General features: G+C 41.7%; 14 protein-coding genes. 8 read left to right on the forward strand and 6 right to left on the reverse strand.

The features are described from left to right. Positions 1-595: 595 nt before the first annotated feature. On the forward strand, positions 596-1,660 hold the full coding sequence (locus GWD08_RS07530; RefSeq protein ID WP_159565038.1) for an IdeS/Mac family cysteine endopeptidase: 1,065 nt from the start codon (positions 596-598) through the stop codon (positions 1,658-1,660). Between the two features lie 260 nt (positions 1,661-1,920). Further along, positions 1,921-2,679, forward strand: coding sequence for a triose-phosphate isomerase (tpiA, locus tag GWD08_RS07535; protein WP_159549243.1), 759 nt, complete (start codon positions 1,921-1,923; stop codon positions 2,677-2,679). 527 nt (positions 2,680-3,206) lie between these two features. On the opposite strand, the gene GWD08_RS07540 is transcribed toward tpiA, so the two are convergent. The 4 genes from GWD08_RS07540 to GWD08_RS07555 all read right to left on the reverse strand — a co-directional run bounded on the left by GWD08_RS07540 (position 3,207) and on the right by GWD08_RS07555 (position 7,935). Continuing rightward, a complete protein-coding gene (locus GWD08_RS07540) occupies positions 3,207-4,439 on the reverse strand; it encodes an aminoacyltransferase (protein ID WP_159565040.1) in 1,233 nt (410 codons plus the stop codon). Continuing rightward, positions 4,436-5,662 carry an aminoacyltransferase gene (locus GWD08_RS07545; protein ID WP_159565042.1) on the reverse strand — a complete coding sequence of 409 codons (1,227 nt, stop codon included), beginning with the start codon at positions 5,660-5,662 and terminating at the stop codon, positions 4,436-4,438. Before GWD08_RS07545 ends, GWD08_RS07540 begins: the two co-directional genes overlap by 4 nt. A gap of 1 nt (position 5,663) precedes the next feature. Next, positions 5,664-6,473: a sugar-phosphatase gene (gene yidA, locus GWD08_RS07550; protein ID WP_159545279.1), complete on the reverse strand. Its 810-nt coding sequence runs from the start codon at positions 6,471-6,473 to the stop codon at positions 5,664-5,666. A gap of 148 nt (positions 6,474-6,621) precedes the next feature. After that, positions 6,622-7,935 carry an HD domain-containing protein gene (locus GWD08_RS07555; protein ID WP_159549332.1) on the reverse strand — a complete coding sequence of 438 codons (1,314 nt, stop codon included), beginning with the start codon at positions 7,933-7,935 and terminating at the stop codon, positions 6,622-6,624. Between the two features lie 96 nt (positions 7,936-8,031). Between GWD08_RS07555 and GWD08_RS07560 the strand changes: the two genes are divergently transcribed. Both GWD08_RS07560 and GWD08_RS07565 read left to right on the forward strand, forming a co-directional pair. Continuing rightward, positions 8,032-8,424: a YwiB family protein gene (locus tag GWD08_RS07560; RefSeq protein ID WP_159565044.1), complete on the forward strand. Its 393-nt coding sequence runs from the start codon at positions 8,032-8,034 to the stop codon at positions 8,422-8,424. 389 nt (positions 8,425-8,813) lie between these two features. Beyond that, on the forward strand, positions 8,814-11,495 hold the full coding sequence (locus GWD08_RS07565) for a cation-translocating P-type ATPase (protein WP_159565046.1): 2,682 nt from the start codon (positions 8,814-8,816) through the stop codon (positions 11,493-11,495). Positions 11,496-11,663: 168 nt separating this feature from the next. On the opposite strand, the gene GWD08_RS07570 is transcribed toward GWD08_RS07565, so the two are convergent. Beyond that, entirely contained in the window at positions 11,664-12,041 is a 378-nt protein-coding gene (locus tag GWD08_RS07570) for a hypothetical protein (protein WP_159565048.1), read from the reverse strand. 225 nt (positions 12,042-12,266) lie between these two features. On the opposite strand from GWD08_RS07570, the gene GWD08_RS07575 reads away from it, so the two are divergent. The 4 genes from GWD08_RS07575 (at position 12,267) to ftsX (ending at position 17,226) form a co-directional block, all read left to right on the forward strand. Beyond that, a complete protein-coding gene (locus GWD08_RS07575; RefSeq protein ID WP_159565050.1) occupies positions 12,267-14,177 on the forward strand; it encodes a fructose-1,6-bisphosphatase in 1,911 nt (636 codons plus the stop codon). 300 nt (positions 14,178-14,477) lie between these two features. Next, positions 14,478-15,579 (forward strand): peptide chain release factor 2 gene (gene prfB / locus GWD08_RS07580; RefSeq protein WP_167547772.1). Its coding sequence is split into 2 segments (ribosomal slippage): positions 14,478-14,549 and positions 14,551-15,579, totalling 1,101 coding nucleotides; the frame shifts between segments, so codons are not numbered across the junction. Positions 15,580-15,611: 32 nt separating this feature from the next. After that, the gene (gene ftsE / locus GWD08_RS07585; protein ID WP_159544310.1) at positions 15,612-16,304 is read left to right on the forward strand and encodes a cell division ATP-binding protein FtsE; all 693 of its coding nucleotides are present in this window, start codon (positions 15,612-15,614) and stop codon (positions 16,302-16,304) included. Further along, positions 16,297-17,226, forward strand: coding sequence for a permease-like cell division protein FtsX (ftsX, locus tag GWD08_RS07590; RefSeq protein WP_159549261.1), 930 nt, complete (start codon positions 16,297-16,299; stop codon positions 17,224-17,226). The genes ftsE and ftsX overlap by 8 nt, the downstream gene beginning before the upstream one ends. A gap of 283 nt (positions 17,227-17,509) precedes the next feature. Here ftsX and GWD08_RS07595 read toward each other — a convergent pair whose 3' ends face one another. Continuing rightward, entirely contained in the window at positions 17,510-18,145 is a 636-nt protein-coding gene (locus GWD08_RS07595; RefSeq protein ID WP_159565052.1) for an MBL fold metallo-hydrolase, read from the reverse strand. Positions 18,146-18,433 lie beyond the last annotated feature (288 nt).

The raw sequence follows: 18,433 nt of genomic DNA on the forward strand, positions 1-18,433 counted from the left end.
TATAGTTAGGATTTTCTTTGTGGAACATACTGAGACCTCCTAGAACTTCTTATCTTTATTATAACTCTTGGCAAAAAGAAAAGCCCTAGAAAAATCAATTCCTAGAGCTTTGTCTTCAATCTGAGAAGTTCCTTGTGAACTTCTTTTTTTGCCTTCAGAAAAAGACACCTCAAAAGTTAGCCAAAAAATCTCATGTTGAGGTGGAGTACAAGGCTAGCCTTTTGGCTGACCTTTGGATGTGGGACAAAGTGCCAAGCTATTAGCTGCCTTCTCATCCTCTGTTACTCTTTGTTTGAGGGCAACGCCGACACAGACGCTCTGTGCTGGACTGTGCCTCCTGGGTAAAAACTGCTCATCATTGTGGCCCTGGACTGATAGAGAGATTCATTTTCTTCCCAATATTCGTGACAGTTTCTGTAAAGTAGGCTGCCTGCTTTTGATGATACGATTTGTCTTGTTTTGTCCTGATCTGTCCTCTCCTGGTCTAAAAGTAAGCAGCTGCTTAAAAAATAATATTGTCAGTTTATTATTATTTTATTATAGTTAAAGTGTAATTTTATGATAAAATACAGTAAATGTTAAGGGGGCTTTCTTTATGATCAAGAAGGGTTACTCAAACAGCTGGCGAACTCTATTAGTTGGAATCCTTACAACTATTATCCTTGTTGCTCCAGTGCGCCTCAATACTATTTTTGCAGAATCTTCTGAACGAAGCCCTTCTGTAACCTATAATCGTTTGAGAGCTACAAATATAACCCTAATATGGACAAAAGGGGTGACGCCTCTGGCCCCTGAGCAATTTATCTACACTAAAGATGGCTTACATGCCCCTTATCATCCTAATCAAGGTTGGTATGACATTAGCAAAACGACCAATAGAGGAGGAGCTACCTTGTTATGTGGAGCAGCTACAGCGGGCAATATGCTCCATTGGTGGTTTGATCAAAATAAAACTGAAATTAACAGCTATTTAAATAAGTACCCAGAAAAACGTAAACTATTCTTTCATGGAAAAGAGATGTTGGATTTAAATAAGGTGATTACGACAAAGAATGATCACATCAACAGTGAGCTGTTTACTTATTTTAAGAAAAAAGCCTTCCATAATTTTTCCACTCAAAAATTGGGGGTAATGCCCACTCAGGTTCTGGATATGTTTATAAACGGCTACCGCATGAAGTTAGGCGATACAAAAGCAACTGACGTATCTAAAGGTAGTACCAACCCTGATACGCGAGACCCGCGGGGCGGTTTTTTTGAACATGTTTTTAACAGGGGGGATCAGGCTCATTTATTAACTGCTAGTCATGAGCTCAAAGACCAAACTCTAGCGCAAATTAGTGACCTCATTAAGAATGAACTAGAAAGCGGGAAGGCGCTTGCGCTATCTCATGCGTCCTTCGGTGAGAGTCCTAATCATGTGATTAATATATGGGGAGCTGCATTTGATGCCTGCGGAGAACTAGAGGCGCTATATGTAACTGATTCGGACACTGATGGTGTTGTTGGTATGAAAAAATACATTGTTACGGTCAATGCTGCAGGCAAAGCTATCCTTGTTCCAAAGCCTAACGAAGACCATCAAGAAGGGTACCAGCTTTTAGGCTTATACACCTTGTCTACCGGACAAAACATCTGGCAACAAAGTAAGTCCAAATAATACTAAGCAGCCCCAAGCTTAAGCTGCTAGGAGAAGAAGGTCTCAGATAGATGACACACATAGTCAGTCAGGCTCTAGTTGCTAAGGCCTAGTCTACCTTGATATTTGGGAGCTTTGCTAGAAATTCTAGCCTTGCAAAGACATATCTGCTTGGTCCTTTATGACATTAAGTAAAGCCTTTACATTTCTCGTGAAACTTTTCATTAGAGGTAAAATATGGTAAAATAAAGGAGTAACTAAAAAGAGAAGAGGTATGTGAAATGTCACGTAAACCAATTATTGCCGGCAACTGGAAAATGAATAAAAATCCTCAAGAAACACAAGCTTTTGTTGAGGGTTTAGCTGGTAAATTACCAACTGATGGCCAAGTAGAAGCAGCAATCGCAGCACCAGCGGTTGACCTTAATGCTTTGCTATGGTTTGCAAAAGATAGCGACCTTAAAGTAGCTGCGCAAAACTGCTATTTTGAAGATGCCGGTGCCTTCACTGGGGAAACAAGTCCAAAAGTCTTAAACGAAATGGGTGTGGATTATGTGGTGATTGGTCACTCAGAACGTCGTGACTATTTCCACGAAACTGATGAAGACATCAACAAAAAAGCTCATGCTATCTTCCGCAATGGTATGACTCCAATTATTTGTTGTGGGGAATCCCTTGAAACTTATGAAGCTGGTAAGGCAGCTGAATTTGTTGGCGGCCAAGTATCAGCAGCTTTGAAAGGCTTATCAGCAGAGCAAGTGGCTTCACTTGTTTTAGCTTACGAACCCATCTGGGCAATTGGCACAGGCAAATCAGCTACCCAAGATGACGCTCAAAATATGTGTAAGGCAGTACGTGATGTTGTGGCAGCAGACTTTGGTCAAGAAGTTGCAGACAAAGTTCGTGTCCAATATGGTGGTTCTGTAAAACCAGAAAATGTAGCATCATACATGGCTTGCCCTGATGTTGATGGTGCTTTAGTTGGTGGTGCCTCTCTTGATGCTGAAAGCTTCTTAGCTTTATTAGACTTTAATAAATAACAAATAAGTAGTGTCTGGGACAACAATTGGACAGACAACTTAAAAAGGCGAACCCTATCGAATTCTGTTCAACTGCTATGTCACTCTTTCACTGGATTAGTCCAGTAAAAGAGGTGCATATCACAACATAAAAAACGATGGGGTTCGTTTTTTTTATGGCTTAGTCAATTTCGTAGAGCTAAATAGTAAAGAATGTCTAAACGAAGAAAGCTTGTGGGCCCAGGCCCTTATCAGCGAAGTGGTGGGGGGAAATGCCAAACTAAGCCTGTGAGAGAATGCATCTGGTCGGCTTTTATGCTAAATGCCACGTTTAGCTGCTCACTGCAGGTGGTCAGTTCTTCTTTTCATGAGATTCTTCATCAGATGAGCAAGTTTTTGTCTAGACTTTCTTCAGGCAAAAAGCGATGGTTACAATGTTTTAGTCTTTCTAGTTTGCGAGCAATTAAAAAGGACCAGCAACACTTAGTTTTACCTAGGTTTCTGGTCCTTTTGCCATCAGTTGCTCTGGGTTTGGGAGCGTTTTGATGCTAGGTTCGTCTTAAGAGTTTTTTGAGGCCCTTAATCAGTTTGTATTTAAAGGGGTTGGGATAAAAGGTAAATTTGCCATAATGACGAGTAATATAGCCATTAAAGTTTTGCTTAAAGCCTAAAACGCCATCACTACCGTCAAAATCACCGGCAATTCCCAATAAATTATAGGTGGGGATACCACGACGAATGGCTTCAAGCATGATATGCTCTTGTAAGACAGCCGGAGCATAAAATTTATTAAATTCAGGGTAGGACCCACTAAAGAAATAAACCGCTTCTTGCTTGGTAAATAAGAAAACGGCTCCGCAAAGCACAACGTCTTGATCCTGATACTTGTCAATGAAGGTTTGGGCCTCGGCCTTACGCGTTTCGAAGGTTTGGTATTGACTAGAAAATTCCTTATATTGGTTGTTTTTCTTTTCTGAGGTAGGGTTGTCTTGTAGGGCGGCCTCTAGTTTGGTCAGTTTTTGCTTGAGCTTAGCCTGGTCACGTTCGAGATTTTGGTAATAGTCTTTAAAATTGAGCGTAGCTACAAGAAACTGGGCCTGATCACCAAAGCTATCATAAAGGTATTGATAATATTCTAGTGGTTTATCATTATAGTCCCTGCGATTAGAAGTAGCAGTGGTGATTTCCTTAAGGATCGCTAATTCTTCGCGCTGCAAGTGTCGAATTTTAGTCCCAAAACTCTTGGCTTTTTTGACCAAGGGTTTGCCTTTTTTGCTGAAGGATTTCAAGAGATCTTTTTCTGTCAAGCCTTCAAGTGACTTGAGATAGTGCCAATCACCGATTTCCATACCATTAGTTAAGCCTTGATAGTGGTAACCTGCCTCTTCAAAAATCTGCTGAATCTCTAGATGGGGTTGGGAGGTAGGTTTACCATGATCATCAAAGTATTGATAAGCTTGATAGGGTTTAATTTCCACTTCCATAACTTTTTTACGAGTCATGTAGCCTTTTAATTCTAAAAGAAAGGGCTTGAGAAAGCTAATGTCATTAAAAATGGGTCCAAAATGAATCTCGGCATGAAGGCCGCCTGCAACAGGGGTGCTGTAGATGAGACTAGAGACTTGTAATTGCCCTGCTGGATCTTTGTAGCCTAGGAGTTCGACCTCATAGCCTCTTTTGCGCAGGAGCTTAGCCATGCCATCGGATTGTTCGAAGTAGCGTTCTGAGACAGCATTAGCATGTGCTTCAAATTGGTCGTCACTTAAATGTACTAATGTCATGAATGTTTACTCCTCATTTGTTTTCTAATAGAGTAGGCCAGCATGGCCGGCTTATGAAGCGGACTAACAGGAATCGTAAACTCACCAGCGAATTCTTCAATCATTGGATTTAAGCGTGCTTTGAACTGATAAAGACCACCGTCTAGGTTGTTTTCAACACCACCCATATTTTGCCAAGCGCAGCCCCGTCGAAAAGCTTCCTTGGCAGTTTTATACCAGGTTAGCAAGGGGGCTTGATATTGGCGGTAGCTATCATCCATCCCTGCATAGAGATTCTCTGAGGTGTCGCCAAAGATCAGTGACAAGGTAGCAGCTAAAGGAACGACACTTTTGCCGTCTTTGCGGGCTGAGTTAATAAAATCAACTTCATGATTTAAGCGTTCTAGCTGGCGATTGACATCCTTGACTTTTGTGACACGTGTATTTTCTGTAAAGGTAGCTTTGGTTTGTTCCAATTTGCTAATTTGCGCCTCGAGCACGGCTAAGCGCTGTGGTAAATTGAGCTGGGCCATGGTGATGTAGGACTGATTAGGGTAAGTCGCTAATAATTTCCGATAGTAATCAATGCCTCGCAGATGAATGCTTTTGCGCTCTTGCGTTTTGGCCATCAGCGCAGCAAAATCTTCAAGTAATTCTTCCCCACCATAAATCACCTCAACACCCTTGTTTTTGGCGGAGCGGATCGCTTGTTTTGTTTTCTTTGGTAGGTTATCAAGAGAAAAAGCTTGCGCATACAAGTTAGCCTGAACACGGGGTTGGATTGTTTGGGTTAAATCTTTGGTCGGCCCACTCCATTCCACACCAATTTTGGTCAGAAATGTGACGATAGAAAGGTTCAATTCATTTTCTTCTTGGTTTTCCTCAGGTGTTCCAGCTGGGTATTGTTTTAAGTGCAAAAGAGGATCACATTTGATAAATAGGGCATGCTGCTTGCGGCCGTAAGCTTTTAAAGTGGAGATGACAAAAGCCACCAACTCATAGCTGGTGTAATCCATGATTGGCCCTCTTGGAATGTAAATCATGGTAAAGCCAGCAGGTAGGGACTTGATTAAAAGCGAAGCGGTGGCCACTAAGTGGTCATTTTCGTAAAAACCAATCCGTTGGTTGCTCCAATTGTCCTTGATGATAGCCCAGTTGGAACTTTGGAGAAGATTACTTTGTGGGTGGGAGGCCACAAAAGCATCATGTTCTTGGGCTGATATTCCAATTTTATAAGTATACATATTATTTTAACACCCATTGACGGATAGCGTAAGCCACGCCACTGTCGTTATTTGACTTGGTAATATATTTGGCAATTTGCTTTAATTCTGGGACGCCATTTTCCATGACCACAGGATTGCCAACAACTTCTAACATGGCGCGGTCATTTTCGGCATCACCAATGGCCATGGTATCTTCCATTGCAATGCCTAGTTTTGCAGCCAGGTGCCTAATGGCCGCCCCTTTACTAACTGATTTTTTCATAAATTCTAGGTAAAAGGGAGTAGACTTGACAATGTTATAGTGGTCGTACAATTCCTCAGGAATTTGACTGATGCCCTTGTCTAGGACCTCTGGTTCATCAATCATCATGATTTTGACAATATCTTTATCAACCATTTCTTCTGGGGTGCGATAAAAAATGGGCATGCCAACAAGGGTTGCTTCGTGAACTGTGTAGTGGCCAATATTACGATTAGCAGTATAAATGCCTTCTTTGGTGATAGCGTGCATGTGTAGGCCGATCTTGCGGCTGAGGTATTCCAGTGTCAGATAGTCTTGATAGTCTAGCTTTTCTGAAACAATTTCATTGCCGGTAGCTGTTTCTTGCACCAATCCGCCGTTAAAGGTAATAACATAATCGCCGGTATTTTGTAAATTTAAATCGGTCAATAGTTGCTTAACACCAGCGATTGGCCGGCCAGTTGCAATGACAATTTTGACATCTTGTGCTTTGGCTTCTTGAACAGCTTGGTAAACATCGTCTGTGATTAAACGACTGTCTGTCACTAAGGTGCCGTCAATATCAACGGCAACAAGTTTGATTGACATTATATTCTCCTTGTCTCATAAAAAATACGAGGTAAAAGCATCCACATCTTATCTTACTAAAAATCGAGGTATTTGTCATGAAAGACAGAGAATAAAACCCTTTTTGTGGGATGTAAGCGTTTTTCCAAGAAGAAAAAACCCTTCATTTTTAAATGAAGAGTTCTGATTGGGGCTGGAAGTGCTCGTTTTTTATATTGGCTTGAAACTTTAGCTTGGTTGCAGCAAAGAGATCTTCTGCTTGCAGCATTTCTTTGGGAAAATAAAAGCGGCGATCACCATAATTGGTTCCAGTCAAAGATTGGACGATAGGTGAAAGCTGAGATAGCTCAGCTAGTTGGCCATCTGTTTGGAGCATTTCAATCTGGGTCCGTGGATTAGCTATTTCTGGGCGATAAACATCGTAAGGTAAATCAAAATTAACATGGATACCAGTATAATAGTCAGGATCAAAACCAACGGCTTCAACCAATTGGCGTAACTTGGCAAGAGCTGCGGTATCTGCTTCATCAAAGGTGATTGATTTTAAGATTTTACGATTAATAAAGCGACTAGCTAAGTCGGCTAAAATGGCATCAGAGCTGGTCATCCAAGTCTGGAAATAGGTATTTAGGACACCATCATCTAAGGCTAGATAGTCAGCTAGTTGAAATTCATTTTGCATAAAAGGTAGTAAAAGCGGCGCTGTTTTTTCAAAATAGCTACTATTGGTTTGATAGAGACACTTAGCTCGTTTTAAGAGGTTCTGTAAAATCAGCTCAACACCGCGACTAGCTGGATGAAAATAGACCTGCATGTACATTTGGAAGCGGCTGACAATATAATCTTCAACGGCGTGCATGCCAGAACGATCAAATGCGATGCCATTTTCCACAGGACGAATCACGCGTAAGATCCGCATCAGGTCAAATTGGCCATAGTTGGCTGCTGAGAAGTAAGAGTCCCGCAAGAGATAATCCATGCGATCACAGTCAATTTGACTGGAGATGAGTTGGATAACCTGTTTATTAGAATAAGTATGATTGATGACACTGGCAACTTTATTGGGAAAATCAGGGGCAAACCGTGTTAAGACAGCATTAATTTCTGTTTCAGGACTACAGATGATTTCCTGGGTCATGACTTCGTGGTCAGTGTCAAATAATTTTTCAAAAGTATGAGAATACGCTCCGTGCCCAATGTCATGGAGCAGGCCAGCTGTCATTGTTACTAACGTTTCTGCTGGATCCCAGAGTTTGGGGTATTTTTCCTCAAATATTTCAGTAACGCGGCGGGCAATTTCATAGACACCAAGGCAGTGTGAAAATCGGCTATGTTCGGCACCGTGAAATGTAAAAGCTGTTGTAGGCACTTGTTTAATGCGTCGTAGACGCTGAAATTCTTTAGTGTTAATCAAGTCATAGATGAGCTGGTGATTAACATGGATATAATTGTGGACGGGATCACGAAAAACTTTTTCATTCATATGATCATTATACCAAAATTTCTGAGGAAAAATTGCTAAAAAAGCAGGAAATTGGTAAAATAAGCCAGATACAAAAAAGCTTAGAAGTGGGAAGAGATGAAATTACAACTGCGCAATCGCATCCAAATAGGTCAAGAAACTGAAGAAATCGTTGAGGCCTATCCTTGTCAGCTCACCCAAAAGGGTGCTTATTGGTATGTGACGTATAAAAATGCCGAAGATGAGACTGTCTTGATAAAATGCAACGCCTCTGAGATGATTATGACGCGTTACACTAGTCCTAAGACTGTTATGCGATTTGGGAAAAATCAGACCTGGCCCTATACTATCGCAACGCCTTTAGGTTTACAAACATTTGAGACGGTTACTCACACTTATCAGTGGTTAGCTGAGACTAACTGCTTGTCTATTTGCTATGACCTCAAGCAAGCAGCTAGTGATACCCTATTTGCGAGTTATCATTTACAACTTTTGCTTGTGGATGACTAAACGTTTACTGACTTATGCAGGTTTTTGTCGGTCTACTGCTCATAGAAGTGCCTGTGGACTGTGATACCAAGAAGGGTTGTCTAGATAAGCAAATAAAAGAGGGTGTTTTCCGGTGTGATATGTGCGCTTAGTTGCTTAGCGATTGTCCCATGTAGGGTGTTAGCAAACCTTGAAGTTAGCAGGGCTATGACTTGTTTTTTTAGGTCAAATCCATTATAATAGAGTTCATTCAAGGGAGTAGCCAACGGTTTACCGTGATTGTGTCGTCAATACGGAAGTTTAACTTTTCCGGTGCAATCTGAAACAGCGAGACTTGTTTAGTACATTAAACAGGTTTTTTTATATCTTATTTCTGTCTAGGTCTAAAAAAACCAAAGGAGGAAAACAATTTGTCGAAAGAACAAAAGCACGAAGCGTATTACACGCTGACTAAAGAAACTGTCCTTTCCCAATTAGAATCAAGCACGGATGGCTTAACCACAGAGCAAGCCAAGACACGGCTTGAAGAATATGGACGCAATGAACTAGAAGAAGGCGAAAAAAGAAGCCTTTTGATGAAGTTTTTGGATCAATTTAAAGATTTGATGATTATTATCTTGGTTGCGGCCGCCTTGCTTTCAGTGGTCACAGAAGGTTCCAAGGGGTTAACAGATGCCATCATTATTTTGGCGGTAGTTATTCTCAATGCAGCTTTTGGTGTTTATCAAGAAGGCCAAGCAGAAGCGGCGATTGAAGCCTTGAAATCCATGTCAAGTCCGCTGGCTCGTGTTCGCCGCAATAATCACGTGGTTGAACTTGATTCCAAGGAATTGGTACCAGGAGATATTGTGTTATTAGAAGCTGGTGATGTGGTTCCGGCTGATTTACGTTTGTTAGAGGCGAATTCATTAAAGATTGAAGAAGCAGCCTTAACGGGTGAGTCTGTTCCTGTAGAGAAGGACTTGCAGGTGCAAGTTGCTGCTGATGCAGGGATTGGCGATCGTGTTAATATGGCCTATCAAAATTCCAACGTGACTTATGGTCGTGGTCTTGGAGTGGTGACCAACACGGGGATGTACACAGAAGTTGGGCATATTGCAGGAATGCTAGCAAACGCTGATGAAACGGCAACACCACTCAAACAAAATCTCGATAACCTTTCTAAAATTTTAACCTATGCCATTTTGGTGATTGCGGCTATTACTTTTGCTGTTGGTGTATTCTTGCGTGGGGAGTCACCGCTAGAAGGGCTGATGACCTCAGTTGCCTTAGCAGTTGCGGCTATTCCAGAAGGCTTACCAGCTATTGTGACAGTTGTCTTGTCTTTGGGAACGCAAGTCCTAGCCAAACGTAATGCTATCATCCGCAAACTCCCTGCCGTAGAGACCTTGGGATCAACAGAAATTATTGCATCTGATAAGACGGGGACGTTGACGATGAACCAAATGACTGTTGAGAAGGTCTATGCCAACGGTCAATTACAGGATGCAGCGCAAGCTATAGCAGAAGATAGTCCTACTTTAAGGATTATGACCTTTGCTAATGATACAAAAATTGACCAAACCGGCAAATTGATCGGAGATCCAACAGAGACGGCTCTCGTTCAATTTGGTTTAGATCATGATTTTGATGTGCGAGATTGGCTGAGCAAGGAACCCCGTGTGGCAGAGCTTCCTTTTGATTCGGACCGTAAGCTGATGTCAACGATTCACAAGCAAGCAGATGATCGGTATTTTGTAGCGGTTAAAGGTGCCCCTGATCAGCTCTTGGAGCGCATTACCCAGATTGAGGAAAATGGCCAGGTGCGTGCTATTACTGCAAAAGATAAAGAGACGATCTTAGCAACCAATAAAGACTTGGCTAGGCAAGCGCTTCGGGTCTTGATGATGGCCTACAAATACGAAAGCCAGGTGCCAACTCTCGAATCGGATGTGGTTGAAGCGGAGCTAATTTTTGCTGGGCTAATTGGGATGATTGACCCAGAACGCCCTGAAGCAGCGCAAGCCGTCAAGGTGGCTAAAGAAGCTGGCATTCGCCCTATTATGATTACGGGCGACCATCAAGATACTGCGCAAGCCATTGCGAAGCGCTTAGGAATTATTGAAGACGATGGTGTTGATCATGTCTTTACTGGCGCTGAACTAAATGAACTAACAGATGAGGAATTTCAAAAGGTCTTCACGCAATATTCTGTCTATGCGCGTGTTTCGCCTGAGCATAAGGTGCGTATCGTCAAAGCTTGGCAAAAGGCTGGCAAGGTTGTTGCGATGACAGGTGATGGGGTTAATGATGCACCATCATTAAAGACTGCTGATATTGGTATTGGCATGGGGATTACCGGTACAGAAGTTTCAAAAGGGGCTTCTGATATGGTCCTTGCCGATGATAACTTTGCCACCATCATTGTTGCAGTAGAAGAGGGACGTAAGGTCTTCTCTAACATTCAAAAAACGATTCAGTACTTGCTATCAGCAAATATGGCTGAAGTTTTGACGATTTTCTTAGCGACTTTATTTGGTTGGGATGTGCTGCAACCAGTGCACTTACTTTGGATTAATCTGGTAACAGATACGCTGCCAGCTATTGCTTTAGGAGTAGAACCGGCTGAACCTGGTGTGATGAAACATCAGCCGCGTGGTCGTAAGTCTAACTTCTTTGATGGCGGGGTTAAAGAAGCCATTATCTATCAAGGGCTTTTCCAAACCCTCCTTGTTCTAGGTGTCTATGGCTTTGCCTTAATGTTTCCTGAGCATGCTAGTCACAGAGAGATTCATGCGGATGCTTTAACCATGGCCTATGTCACACTAGCACTTATCCAGTTAGTGCATGCCTATAATGTTAAATCGGTTTATCAATCCATTTTCACAGTTGGCCTCTTTAAAAACCGACTCTTTAACATTTCCATTCCTGTAGCCTTCTTCATGTTGATGGTGACAGTAGTTGTGCCTGGTTTTAATAAATTCTTCCATGTGTCACATCTTAGCCTCACCCAATGGGGTATTGTTATCATTGGTAGTTTGCTGATGGTGGTACTTGTTGAGTTGGTTAAAGCTATTTTGCGAGCAATTGGTCGTGATAAAAATGCTATTTAAATCATTCTAAAAAAATGAGGTTGGGCGCGTGCCAACCTCATTTTTTTAAGCTCATTATTAACTCGATTAGTTGATATTAGCCAGCTGCACTTGTATAAGGAATCTGGTCAAAACATCAGGGACGGAGTGCCTGAGCTACGGATAGTGTTAAGCCTGGCTTATAGAAAATTAAGCTGATGTTTGCTTTTGCCAGCGGGTTTTGGGAATAAAAAATGAGCTAACAATGAGGACTAAGCCAACAATTGATAACCAAACGAGCAGGGCAGAGTCAAAGCTTAAGGTCAGATGAGCAATGACGATCAAAATGATACCAGTCAAAAAAGGCAGCAAATGATAGGGATTGTCAACAATGGTGAGCTGATCCTTAGCTGAAGCGGTAATGGTGGAGTGAAAACTATGCTTAATGGACAAGGTTTGCTTTTCTTTTTGGCTTTTAGGGAGAGTAATACTGTCATGGTTAGCTAGAATAGCTTTTTGATCCTGATCGATCAGGATAACCAATTTCTGGCCAAAGGCCGACCAGCGTGTCGCACGTTGAATAATCATAAGTTCTCCTTTAAATAGTCATGCTGATAATCAACTTTTTCAATAATTTATTATAGCATACGAGGCAATTTTGCATAGCCATCAAGCATGGTAGCAAGGAGATTTTGTAGTATTGTATCCGTTTTCTTGTTTTTACTGGTCATTTGACTTTAGAAACACTACAATGAAAAGTAGCAGGATGGATACGGCCTGCCAATTGCTGATGAAAGGGAACTGGGACGACTTATGTTGAATTATTACCAATTATTAAAGGAAAAATTTCCCAGCAAGTCTGCTGTGATGACGGAAATGATTAATCTAGAGGCCATTTGCCATCTACCAAAGGGGACCGAGTTTTTCTTAAGTGATCTTCATGGGGAATATCAAGCTTTTGATTACCTTATGCGTAGCGGTTCGGGTTCGATTCGTAAAAAGGTGATGGAATGCTTTTTGCAGCTTTCACAAGCACAGCTTGATACACTGTGTCAGTATATCTATTATCCTGAAGAAAAAATCGCTCTGCGCAAGCAAGAGACAAGTAATTGGCAAGCTGAGCTAACGGACTATCTGCCTTATGTGATTCGCATGGCCAAATATGCTGGTAGCAAGTACACACGTTCGAAAGTGCGCAAGCAATTACCGGCTGACTATGCCTATATTATGGAGGAATTGCTAAACGAAGAAAATCCAGACATCAACAAACAGGGCTATTATCAAGCGATTATCGCTAAGGTGTGTGAATTAGGCCAGCTTCCAGCTTTGTTTAGTGCCTTTGTTACCTTAATCCAGACCTTGTCTATTGATCATTTGCATGTGGTTGGTGATATTTATGATCGAGGAGCTTTTCCAGATTTGATTATCGATCGCTTGCAAGAGTTTTCGAAAATCGATATTCAATGGGGAAATCATGATATTACCTGGATTGGGGCTATGTCTGGTTCTTATATTTGTATGATTAATGTGATTCGCATTGCTGCGCGTTACAATAGCCTGGCCTTGCTTGAAGACCGTTATGGAATTAATTTACGTGGTTTGATTGACTATAGTCAACAGCACTTCACTGCTGAGCCAGTTTTTGATCCCATTTTAGATGGTGTCGCCATTACCGAAGAAAAACGTGTGATGCTAAATAAGTTGCAACAAGCAGCTGCTTTCTTGCAATTTAAATTAGAACACCAATTGGTAGCTAGGCGGCCAGAATTTGAGATGGATGCTGCCTTGTTATTTGATCAGATTGATCGCCAAAAGCAGACGGTTACCATTGAAGGCAAGGTATATTCTTTAACAGCTTTTCCCTTTGATCAGTTGGATTGGACCACCCCAGCACAGTTAACCAAAAATGAGCAGTTGCTGCTTGAGCACTTGTTACTTTGTTTTCAATCTTCTTTGCGTCTTAAAGAGCACATTGCCTTTTTAATGGATAAGGGGGCTATTTATCATGTGAGCAATAATCATTTGCTTTATCATGGCTGTATTCCCATGGAAGAAAATGGTGCTTTTAAAACCGTTCATTTGGCAGGTCAAGCCTTGTCTGGCAAAGCTTTGCTGGATTTCTTTGAGCGTCGTGTACGAGCAGCGTACGACCAACCTCACCAGCATACTGATTTTAATACTGACTTATTTTGGTATCTTTGGTGTGGTCCGGGCTCATCTTTGTTTGGTAAAAATCGTATGACTACCTTTGAACGCTACTATATTCAAGATAAAGTTAGTCATAAAGAAATCAAGAATGCTTACTATCAGTTACGATCTCAAAAGTCAGTCTGCCTTCACATTCTGAGGCAGTTTGGCTTAAATGAAACGGCTCATATTGTTAATGGGCACACCCCTGTCAAAGAGAAAAAAGGAGAAAAACCTATCCATGCAGAAGGTAAGATGCTCATCATTGATGGAGGCTTAGCCAAGGGTTATCAGCAAAAAACGGGGATTGCCGGTTATACTCTAATTTCTAACAGCTATGGTCTTGAAATCGTGGCCCATAAGCCCTTTATTTCTGTAGATGCTGTTTTAGCAGGCCAGGGTGATATTATATTTATTAAACGACTAATCGAAGAAGTACCTAATCGCACTCTTGTTAAAGAAACAGATAATGGGAAAGAGCTTCAAGCTCAGATTGAGGAATTATCTTATCTTTATCATCATTACGACCAATTTTAATGATTACAACTTTTAATTTTCTAGGCGAAATTGTGGCTGTTATCAGGCTTTAATTTCTGTTACATTTCGTAACAGCTTAGTCTTGCAGTCTTTATAGTTTTCCATTATCATAGTAATGTGGTTCTTTGGTGGGTTTGCTGCTGGCTTGACATGAAGGGCTCTTGCCCCGTTACTCTTGCTGCGCCAGCAATTTTTCACGCAAATAAAAGAACAAGAAGGAAGGCTCATCCTAGAAAAAATAGCAAATCAAAAGACCATGTGATAAAATAAGTAAGATTATGGAATAAAACGAGGTAGACCATGGAAGTTGCAGAAATGCGTCAACAAATTGCAGAAAATAAAGAAAAGCTAGCCGGCTTTAGGAGGTCTCTTTGACTTAGATCGTCTAGAAGAAGACATCGCTTTGTTGGAAAACAAAATGACAGAGCCAGATTTTTGGAATGACAGCACTACGGCGCAAAAAACATCACAAGAATTAAATGCCCTAAAACTGAAATTTGACACCTATCATAACATGCAAGAACGCTCTGAGGAGACCGAATTGTATCTGGAAATGCTAGATGAAGATGAGTCTGTCAAAGACGAGTTGCAAGCTAGCCTAGCAGAGTTGGCCAAGATTTTGACCCACTACGAAATGACCCTGCTCTTGTCCGAGCCCTACGATCACAATAATGCCATATTGGAGATTCATCCAGGCTCTGGCGGCACCGAGGCGCAAGATTGGGCCGACATGCTGTTTCGGATGTATGTGCGTTTTGGAAATGCCAAAGGTTTCAAGGTTGAAACGCTTGATTACCAAGCAGGTGATGAGGCTGGTATTAAGTCAGTTACCCTGTCCTTTCAAGGCCCCAATGCGTATGGACTTTTAAAATCCGAAATGGGCGTCCATCGCTTGGTACGTATTTCCCCTTTTGATTCTGCTAAGCGGCGGCACACCTCCTTTACCTCAGTAGAGGTCATGCCAGAACTGGATGATACCATTGAGATTGACATTCGTGAAGATGATATTAAAATGGATACCTTTCGTTCAGGCGGTGCTGGTGGACAAAATGTCAATAAGGTTTCAACAGGGGTCCGCCTCACTCATATTCCAACAGGTATTGTCGTTGCCTCTACGGTTGACCGTACACAATATGGAAACCGTGATCGAGCGATGAAAATGTTGCAATCAAAGCTTTACCAAATGGAACAAGAAAAAAAAGCAGCTGAGGTCAGCGCGCTAAAAGGTGATAAAAAAGAAATCACTTGGGGCAGTCAGATTCGTTCCTATGTGTTTACGCCATATACCATGGTCAAAGATCACCGCACCAATTATGAAGTGGCCCAAGTTGATAAGGTCATGGATGGTGAGCTTGATGGCTTTATTGATGCTTACTTGAAATGGCGAATGTCAGACGACTAAGTGTAACTAGTAAATAAAGAAAGAAGAGTAAAATGGCATTAATTGAAATGAAGGGTGTTTCTAAGAAATACCATCGCTCAACCACAGCCTTAAGACATATTGACGTCTCGGTTCATCAAGGGGAATTTGTCTACCTAGTTGGTCCCTCTGGAGCAGGTAAGTCGACCTTTATTAAGCTTCTGTACCGAGAAGAAAAAGTAAGCAGTGGCTCTCTCTATGTCGGGGAGTTTGATTTGACTAGGCTAAAAGGCAAGAAAGTTCCTTTACTACGTCGCCATATTGGTGTTGTTTTCCAAGATTATAAACTCTTGCCCAAAAAAACGGTTTATGAAAATGTCGCCTATGCCATGGAAGTTATCGGTGAAAAACGACGCAACATCAAAAAAAGGGTACCAGAGGTGCTAGAGTTGGTTGGTTTAAAGCACAAGATGCGGTCCTTTCCGAGCCAACTTTCTGGTGGGGAACAACAGCGGGTTGCTATTGCGCGGGCAATTGTGAACAATCCCAAATTGTTAATAGCAGATGAGCCAACGGGTAACTTGGACCCAGAAATATCTTGGGAAGTTATGCAGACCTTAGAACGCATTAATCTTCAAGGAACAACAATTTTGATGGCCACTCATAATAGCCATATCGTCAATACACTTCGTCACCGCGTAATCGCAATTGAAGATGGTCGAATTATTCGTGATGAAGAGGAAGGAGAGTACGGATACGATGATTAGATATTTTTTCCGTCATATATGGGAATCCATTAAAAGCCTCAAACGTAATTTCTGGATGACCTTAGCGGCTGTTAGCTCAATTACGATTACTTTAACCTTAGTTGGCATTTTTGCAGCGACGCTATTAAACATCCAACGAGTGGCCTCAGGTGTTGAAAATAATATCCAAATTAATACTTATCTCCAAGTTGACTCAACAGATGCTGCCAAGGTTGTCAAAGATGCTTCTGGCAAGGAAATAGCCAACAAGAACTATCATAAGGTTTATGACCAAATTGCTGGTTTAACAGGTGTCAGACACATTAAGTTTTCTAGCAAAGATGAACAACTCAAAAAACTCCAAGACACCATGGGTGACGTCTGGAAATTGTATGACAAAGATACCAACCCCTTACAAGATATTTATGTCGTAGAGACTGACAAACCTTCTCAAGTCAAAAGCTTGAGCCGCAAAATCAAGACCTTGAGCGGTGTTGATGAGGTTGATTACGGGGGGATAAATTCAGATAAGCTGTTCAAGTTTTCTAACTTTATTAAAACCTGGGGCTTGGCTGGGACTTTTGTCTTATTGCTTATTGCGATTTTTCTCATCTCTAATACCATTCGCATCACCATTATGTCTCGTCAACGTGACATTGAGATTATGCGGCTGGTTGGGGCAAAAAATTCCTACATTCGTGGCCCCTTCTTCTTTGAAGGAGCTTGGGTCGGCTTTTTAGGAGCCATCCTACCTTCGCTCATAGTATTTTACCTCTATCAATATGCTTACCGTCAGTTTATGCCGGCTCTTCAAGTCAATGGACTTTCCATGTACCCTTTCCATAATTTTGCTTATCAGCTGATTGCCGCCCTCTTTGTGGTTGGCATCCTCATTGGCTCAATGGGCTCGGTGCTGTCAATGCGGCGTTACCTTAAATTTTAATCAAAGACCGGAAGTTGGCTTTTGCTCCAACTTCTTTTTTTTCGGGTAAATAGCACAGCATCACTTCTATCTGCCATAGAAAAACCAGCCTTACTTGTTAAAGACTGGTTGGTTGATAGGTAACCTGGGAAAATCAGCACATCAAGGCCAGGCCACGAATGTGGTGTCCATGCCTTTCAAAAGAAAGACTGAGTTTTCCTCATCAGTGAAGGGTGCAGACTGGTAAAAGCATTATGTAACGTTTAGCGGAGTCAGCGCAGGACGAATGGTAACCAGCCTGTGCTTAGTGTAAAAAGGCATTAGCCATTTTCTCATGAGCAATAGTAGTTGGTGCGCCGTGGCCTGGATAGACCTGATAATGATTGGGTAGAGTTAGTAGCTCTTCTTTGATGGATTGCAGTAGCTGCGCATAATTGCCAGTTGGCAAATCGGTGCGCCCGATACTTTCTCGAAACAGGGCATCCCCGGTCAGAACGATTTGGTCCTGGGGGAAGATGATGGAAACCCCACCAATGGAGTGACCAGGCGTCTCTACCACCGTAAAGGTAAAGCCATGTAAGTGATAAGGCTTCTTAAATTGAAAATGTTCTTCAGCAGGTCGGGTCGCAATATCCGGTAGTTTAGCATGTCGTATAAGACCAGATAAATTATCCTTAGGACTTAAGAGCCAGTCAGCTTCCTTTTTAGCGACATAGACAGGTGGAAAGTTAAAGGTTTCGCGCACCAAATCCAAACTCATGATATGGTCATAATGGGTGTGGGTCAATAAGATAGCCACTAATGGTTGCTGGAAGCGTCGAATCTGCTTAATAATATCAGCGCCATTGCTACCTGGATCAACAAGAAGCAGAGCTTGTTCATTGCTTATGTAATAAGTGTTTTCACTAGCGATAGTATTTACTGTTTTGATAATTGCCATAGCCTTAGTCTATCAAAAAGCCGGCTATTTGTTAACTAAAAGAGTTAGTAACAGTGGGCTGATAGTGACCTTTAAGGCTGTCAAAAAAAGTCACAAGCAAAGCGATTTTCTAAAGCACCCTTAGCCAGAGCCCTCAGGTTTATTTTGTGGAGGAGGAATGCTATAATCCCGAGTTTATCAGTTAAAAAATAAAAAAATCTCTATAAACGCTGTCAAATCAACGTTATTGAAGCTTTTTTAAGTTGTAAATCGTGTTGTGTATGCAGTTTTTCCCTAACTTTTGAATAT

The sequence above is a fragment of the Streptococcus halichoeri genome, assembly GCF_009870755.1.
Classification (GTDB): Bacteria; Bacillota; Bacilli; order Lactobacillales; family Streptococcaceae; genus Streptococcus; species Streptococcus halichoeri.